6 protein-coding genes are annotated in these 6,499 nt (G+C 63.1%); all 6 read right to left on the bottom strand.

Going from position 1 to position 6,499, the window contains the following annotated elements:
- The coding region (locus tag AC1D1P_RS11065) for a response regulator (protein ID WP_477673001.1) at nt 1–362 on the bottom strand (362 nt) is incomplete at its 3' end.
- Nucleotides 363–429: 67 nt separating this feature from the next.
- The gene (locus AC1D1P_RS11070; protein WP_477673002.1) at nt 430–2,736 is read right to left on the bottom strand and encodes an ATP-binding protein; all 2,307 of its coding nucleotides are present in this window, start codon (nt 2,734–2,736) and stop codon (nt 430–432) included.
- Nucleotides 2,733–3,395, bottom strand: coding sequence for a DUF4390 domain-containing protein (locus tag AC1D1P_RS11075; RefSeq protein ID WP_477670191.1), 663 nt, complete (start codon nt 3,393–3,395; stop codon nt 2,733–2,735). Before AC1D1P_RS11075 ends, AC1D1P_RS11070 begins: the two co-directional genes overlap by 4 nt.
- Nucleotides 3,376–4,713: a 16S rRNA (cytosine(967)-C(5))-methyltransferase RsmB gene (gene rsmB, locus AC1D1P_RS11080; RefSeq protein WP_477673004.1), complete on the bottom strand. Its 1,338-nt coding sequence runs from the start codon at nt 4,711–4,713 to the stop codon at nt 3,376–3,378. The genes AC1D1P_RS11075 and rsmB overlap by 20 nt, the downstream gene beginning before the upstream one ends.
- Before the next feature lie 173 nt (nt 4,714–4,886).
- Entirely contained in the window at nt 4,887–6,197 is a 1,311-nt protein-coding gene (locus AC1D1P_RS11085; RefSeq protein WP_477670192.1) for an NAD(P)/FAD-dependent oxidoreductase, read from the bottom strand.
- A 12-nt stretch (nt 6,198–6,209) separates the two neighbouring features.
- The coding region (locus AC1D1P_RS11090) for a c-type cytochrome (RefSeq protein WP_477673003.1) at nt 6,210–6,499 on the bottom strand (290 nt) is incomplete at its 5' end.

Below are 6,499 nucleotides of genomic sequence, written 5' to 3' on the forward strand. Positions count from 1 at the left end.
GCCTTGGTGAGGCCCTGCTCCACCGCCTTCAGGAGTTTTTGCAGCGTGATGGGTTTCTCAAGAAACGCCATGGCGCCGATCTTGGTAGCCTCGACTGCCGTATCGATCGTGGCGTGGCCGCTCATCATGATGACGGGCATGGTCAGCAAGCCACTGGAAGACCACTCCTTGAGCAGCGTCACGCCGTCAGTGTCGGGCATCCAGATGTCCAGCAGCACCAGGTCGGGCCTGGAACGTCCGCGGGCGGCACGGGCCTGAGCGGCGTTCTCGGCGAGCTCGACCTGATGCCCTTCGTCATTAAGAATTTCTGAGAGAAGGTCGCGTATGCCCAGCTCGTCGTCGACCACCAGAATATTTGCCATGATTGAATTGCTGCCTGCCTGTTATTGCGAATGCCGTGCGGATATCGAAGTGTTACTGAATGTGTTGTTAAGCCACAACTGCAAATGATAACGACACTTGTGCCCCTTGCACCAAACCGTCTGCCACGCGGTTTGAAATATCGATGCGGGCTCCGTGTTCATCTGCAATTTTTTTGACGACCGCGAGCCCCAGACCCGTGCCCTTTACCTTGGTCGTGACGTAGGGCTCGAACGCGCGTTTGAGGATATGTTCGGGGAAGCCCGTTCCGTTGTCGCGCACCGTCAGACGCACACGCCTGGACGTTTCAGAGTATTCGGTCTTGAGCGTAACCCGTCCGTCCTCCTTGCCTTCCTGCGCATCCTGGGCATTCTGCAACAGGTTGTGGATGACCTGGCGCAGCTGCTGGTCGTCGCCCTGGATTTTCGGGGCCTTGGGGTCCAGCTCTGTGACGACCGGAACCGCGGCACTGCCGCTGCGCAGCTCACTGTGACCGTCGCTGAGGTAGAGCTGCATCACGTCGTTGATCAATGCATTGAGGTCAACAGGCTTGAGCTCGGCCGCCGGCAGGCGGGCGTAGTCGCGGAACTCATTCACCAGCCGCTTCATTGCGTCGACCTGGTCAACGATGGTCTTGACGGATTTGGTGAGCAGCAGTTGCTCAGGTTCGCCGACCTTGCCGGTGAGCTTCATTTCGAGGCGCTCAGCCGACAGCTGGATGGGCGTGAGCGGGTTCTTGATCTCGTGGGCCAGGCGGCGCGCCACCTCGCCCCACGCCTGCGCGCGTTGGGCCGACACCATTTCGGAAACATCGTCAAACACCAGCAAAAACTCTTCGGTGCCCGGCATCTTGGCGCCACGGGCGATCAGCGTGATGGCGTTGTCGGGCGCACCGGGCACGGCCGCGTTGAGCTCAAAAGACTGCTGCCAATGCTCAAGCCCGTGCGGCGCACCATCGCTGAGGTAATCGGTGAACTGGGCCAGCACATCTTTGGCAAACAGGCCCAAGCCTGGCACTTCGCCCAGCGATTTTCCGTGGTACGCCGCCAGCGGCGCACGCAGGATGCGGGTAGCCCCAGGGTTGCTGGACTGGATGCGGCCATGCACATCCAGCACGATCACGCCGGCGGTGAGGTTGTCCAGAATGGTCTGCAGGTTGGCGCGCGCGGCATCAACCTGGCTCATGCTTTGCTGCACTGCCGAGCGGGCATCGGCCAGCTGCTGTGTCATGTCGGCAAAAGAACGCGTGAGCCCGCCCAGCTCGTCCTTGCCCTGCAGGGCGGCCTTGGGTGTCAAGTCGCCCTGGGCCACCTGGCGCACGCCCTCCGCCAGCACCAGCAGCGGCTTGGCCAGCTGGTTGCCCAGCACCACGGCCAGCAGTACCGCACCGAATACGGCCAGGAACAAGCTGAGCGTGAGTGTGCCTATATACATCTTGCGCAGGCCGCCGCGTGCCAGCGCGCGCTCCTGGTATTCGCGGTTAGCTTCCTGGACGGCGACAGCATTGGCCACCAGGCCCTCAGGCAGCAGCTGGGTCACCTGCAAAAACCGCGCGTCGCCCAGCACGTTCACATTGGGGTTGTTCACCACGGCAATCGCCTTGACCCGCGCAACGGCCCCCGGCGCGGTACCGGCAGCCCCACCTGCGGCCAGCTCGCCGTTGCCGGCAGACACCACCTCATCGAGGCCTTCAATCTGCGTGACGACGCGCTGCGTGCGTGCCGTGCGCAGTTGCTGTACTGAGGGGCGTTCGGGTTTCAGCAGAAATCTCGACTCACCTGCGCTGGCTATCACCTGGCCCGAGGGGCTCCAGAGCACCAMATCGCTGGCCTGGAGCTGGTCGCGCAGGCGTTCAAGTGCGAGGCCAGCCATGGCGTCCGGCGTCTCGGCAATCTGGGTGGCGGCCTGCCGTGTCTTGTTGCCAAGGTCGGCGGCCAGGGTGTCCAGCGTGGCCCGGCCCAGGTTCAACCCGGCCGCCAGCGCCCCCTCCACTTCCACATCAAACCAGCTTTCAATGGACCGCGACACAAACTGGTAGGACACCACATAAATCATCAGCCCCGGCATGAGGCCGACCAGCGCAAAGATGGCGGCCAGCTTGACCAGCAGCCGGCTGCCGAAGCGGCCGCGGTACAGCCGCAGGGCAAGGCGCGCCACGATCCATCCGATGACCAGCAGCAGCAAGCCGGCAACGGCCACGTTGAGCACGAAGAGCAGTGCGTAATTGCGCTCGTACAGCTCGCGATTGCCGGTGGCCTGCGTCAGCAGGAACATCAGCACCAGGCCGAGCGCCGCGATGGCCCCCACGCCGACACCGACCGTCCAGCGAAAAGCCTTGCTGCTCTTGAGGGAGCCGCCACTGACCTGCAGGTTCACTTGACGCCCTCGGCGCTGGAGACCACAGGCGTGGCGGGCTCCAGTTTCAGCCGCTCCCTGACCTGCGCGGAGATATTCCAGTCTTTTTGCCCGGCTACCCCGATCTGGAAGGGGCGCGGCAGCTGCGTCAGGTCGAGCCTGAAACTGAAATCAAGCTTGTGGGCGGCGTCGGGGTCAACCTCGGCCGCATCGGCGATTTTCCAGCGCGCCACGCGCTGGATGGCAGACAGGGCCTCGGGAAGGGTCTCGTAATTCTGGTTCAGTGTGGCGCGCAGGCCCGCCGAACTGGTGATGAGGCCCGAAGCAATGTTGACGCGCCAGCGGCGGGTCAATGGCTGGTAAGCCAGGCGAACGGTGCGGGCCGCACTGGCCACGCGCGGGTCCGTCCAGTACCAGCGGTCGCGGTAAATGTCGGCTTCGACCACAAAAAACATCGGGATCCCCTTGAGCAGGGCGTCTTCCACGACCGCCGGAAGCTCAAACCGGACCTGCGCAGACAGGTGAACACCATCGTCACCGCGCTCCACGCGCAGCTGCGTGATCTCGGTGGCCGACGCCGATCCCGGTGCGGCCATCGCGATGCAAAGGCACAGTCCCGGCAGAAAACGCCCCACGATGCCCACCGCACGCCGCCAGCTGTCAGCGGCTGCGCTTTTCAAGGAGGGCGTAATAGAAACCGTCGTGTTCACGCATCAAATTGTCCGGGAAGACCGTCGCTCCGACGCCACTTTGGGGGAGCAAATGCCCCGGCGAAGGCTTTAATAAGGCGTCGGTGTGGTGCGTAAGAAACGTTTGTATCTGGTTGTCGCCTTCCGCGCGAAAAACTGAACAGGTGCAATACAGCAGGCGCCCGCCGGGCTTGAGCAAAAGCCAGAGCGTTTTCAGCAGATGCGCCTGGATGCCGGCCAATTGGGCGATGTCCGTGGGCCGGCGCAGCCAGCGTACATCCGGGTGGCGCCGCACGATGCCCGAAGCGGTACAGGGCGCGTCCAGCAGGATCGCGTCGAATGCCTGCCCATCCCACCAGGAATCAGGCTGGCCGGCATCGCCGACACGTATGTCAGCCTGCAGACCCAGGCGGTGCAGATTCTGCTTCACGCGCTCGCAGCGGCGCGCATCAATGTCCAGCGCTGTCACGTCGCAATCGGCCAGTTCAAGCAGGTGAGCGGTTTTGCCGCCCGGTGCAGCACAGGCATCCAGCACTTTCAACCTCCCGGCTTCACCGCCCTCGGCTTTCAAATCATCCAGAAGCAAAGGCGCAGCCAGCTGCGCCGCGGCGTCCTGAACCGAAAAATGCCCTTCCGCAAAGCCCGGCAACGAGCTAACGGCCTGCGCACGGGCGAGGATGACACCATGCCTGCCGACCGGTGTTGCTTCAATATTGATAGCTGCCAGCGCATGCTGGTATTGGGCTTGAGTCGTTTTTCGCTCATTAATGCGCAAGATCAGCGGTGCCTGGGTATTGTTGGCCTGCAGTATGGCCTGCCAGTCCCCGGGGTGATCCTTGCGCACCCGGTCTATCCACCACTGGGGATGGTTCCACACGGCCTGCGGGCTTTTCTCGGTGCGTGCCACCAGCTCCTCGCGTTCGCGCAAGAACCGGCGCAGGCAGCCGTTGATGAAACTGGCCTGGTGCTGCGTGGCATCCCCATGCTTGGCGGCTTCCACAGCCTGGTCAACGAGCGTGTGCGCGGTGTAGGGGGCGCCATGTTCCGTCCAGATCAATGCCAGCGCCACGCATAGCAAGGCGTCGGCCTCAGGCGGCGGCGGGCGGCGCGCCAGTTGCTGGCGCAAGGCCTCGGCGCGGCCCAGCCAGCGCAGGGTGTGAAAACCCAGCGCCTGAACGCCGGGCCGCAACGCGGCGTCCACATCTTCCAGCGCGGCGGTCATGGACTGGCCGTCACGAACAGCCATTAGCAGGGAGGCAGCCCCTTGCAGCTGGCGCCACAGGGGGACTTGGGTCGGGTTGTCTTGCATTTGTCTCACGGATACCGCCCGAAGGGGACGGCAACCTGTATTAGACCAGTAGCAAGTCCCCGCTGTGCCACTCCGAATTGCAAGCTGGGGCCGCGGGACCGGCTTTGCCGGACCGCAGGCGCAGCGGCCCCCTCGGGGGGCAGGGAGTTACGCGAAGCGAACGACCGTGGGGGCTAACTGAGACTATCTGCCCAGATATTGCTGGCCCAGTTCAGCGCGTAGACGCCCTCAAGTTCGGTAGGCCCGGCGCTGACGCCGCCGGAGCCGGCTACCGCCTTGAAAGTTTTCTCTGCCACCACATACTCATGCACGCTGGCCACATGGATCACATTCTTGTTGTCGACAAAGCTGTAGCAGGTATTGGTGAGCATGGGCGCGGGGTTGACGTCCCAGCCCGAGAGCTGGGCCACGATCGCGGCGGCCGCCACCTTGCCGTGGTTGTTGGCCATGTGGCCGCTCTTGGGCATGGCGGGCGCGACCTGAATGGAGTCGCCGAGCACATGCACATCCTTTGCGGCAGTGGATTCAAACGTCAGGTAATTCACGCCGCACCAGCGGTTGTTGGCCTGGTTGTTGAGGCTCGCCTGCACGGCAATCGTGCCGGCACGCATGGAAGGCAGCACATTCAGCACGTTGGCCTTGACATCGTCCTGCACATCGAACTTGATGATCCCGGCTTTGGCGTCAACCGCGGTGGCCTTGTGCTGGCCGCGGTATTCGATGATGCCTTTGTACTGCTCGGCCCATACTTTCTTGAAGAGCGGCCCTTTGGATGTGACGTCCGGATTGGCATCAAGGATGAGCACCTTGCTGCGCGGTTTGGCGGCCTTGAAATAGCCAGCAATGACGCTGGCGCGTTCGTACGGGCCGGGTGGGCAGCGGTAAGGTGCTTCGGGAATGGTGATGGCATATACACCACCGTTAGGCATGGCCTCCAGCTGCCGGCGCAGCGCGAGGGTTTCCGCACCGGCCTTCCAGGCCTGCAGGATCCGGCCCGAGTCGTTGGCGGCCTTCAGGCCCTCTATGCTGCCGAATATCAGCTCCACACCGGGCGAGACCACCAGCTTGTCATACGCGATGGTGGCGCCGCGAGCCAGCGTGACGGTTTTCTTCACGGTGTCGATGGCGCTGGCGTAGTCTTTCACCACGGTGATGCCGTGGTTGCGCGACAGGCCTGCATAAGACGTCGTAATGTCGCCGATCTGCTTGCCGCCGCTGAGCACGAGGTTGGAGATGGGGCAGGAGATAAAGGCGTCCTGCGGCTCGATCAGCACCACGTCGATTTTGTTGTCCGACAGCAGGCGCACATATTTGGCAGCCGTGGCGCCGCCGTAGCCGCCGCCAATCACCACAACCCTGGCCTTGGACGGTTCAGCGGTGCTGGCGCCGCCGGCCAGCCCTAGCAAACCCAGGGCTGCCGTTGACTGCAGGAAAGAGCGGCGCCTGAAGCCTGCTAACGAAGGGGAGTGAAGAGGCGTATTCATGGTGTCTTTTCCTTACTTCTTCTGTGCAGCAAAGTAGGTGGCCAGCGACTCGATCTGCGCRTCRTTGAAACCCTTGCTGATCTGGTGCATCACCGTGGCGGGCCGCGTGCCGGCCTTGAAGGCRTTCATCTGCGCAACGATGTAACCCTTGTCGAGGCCTGCAAGTGAGGTGACCGCGGAACCCTGAACCACTTTGCCATTGGTACCGTGACAGTTTGCACAGGTTGCCGCCAGACCCCTGGCGTAAAGCGTTTCTTTGGTGCCGGCGTCTTGCGCATGCGCCATGGGGGCGAGCGCAAGGC

The organism is Polaromonas sp. P1_E1_2 (genome assembly GCF_056406035.1).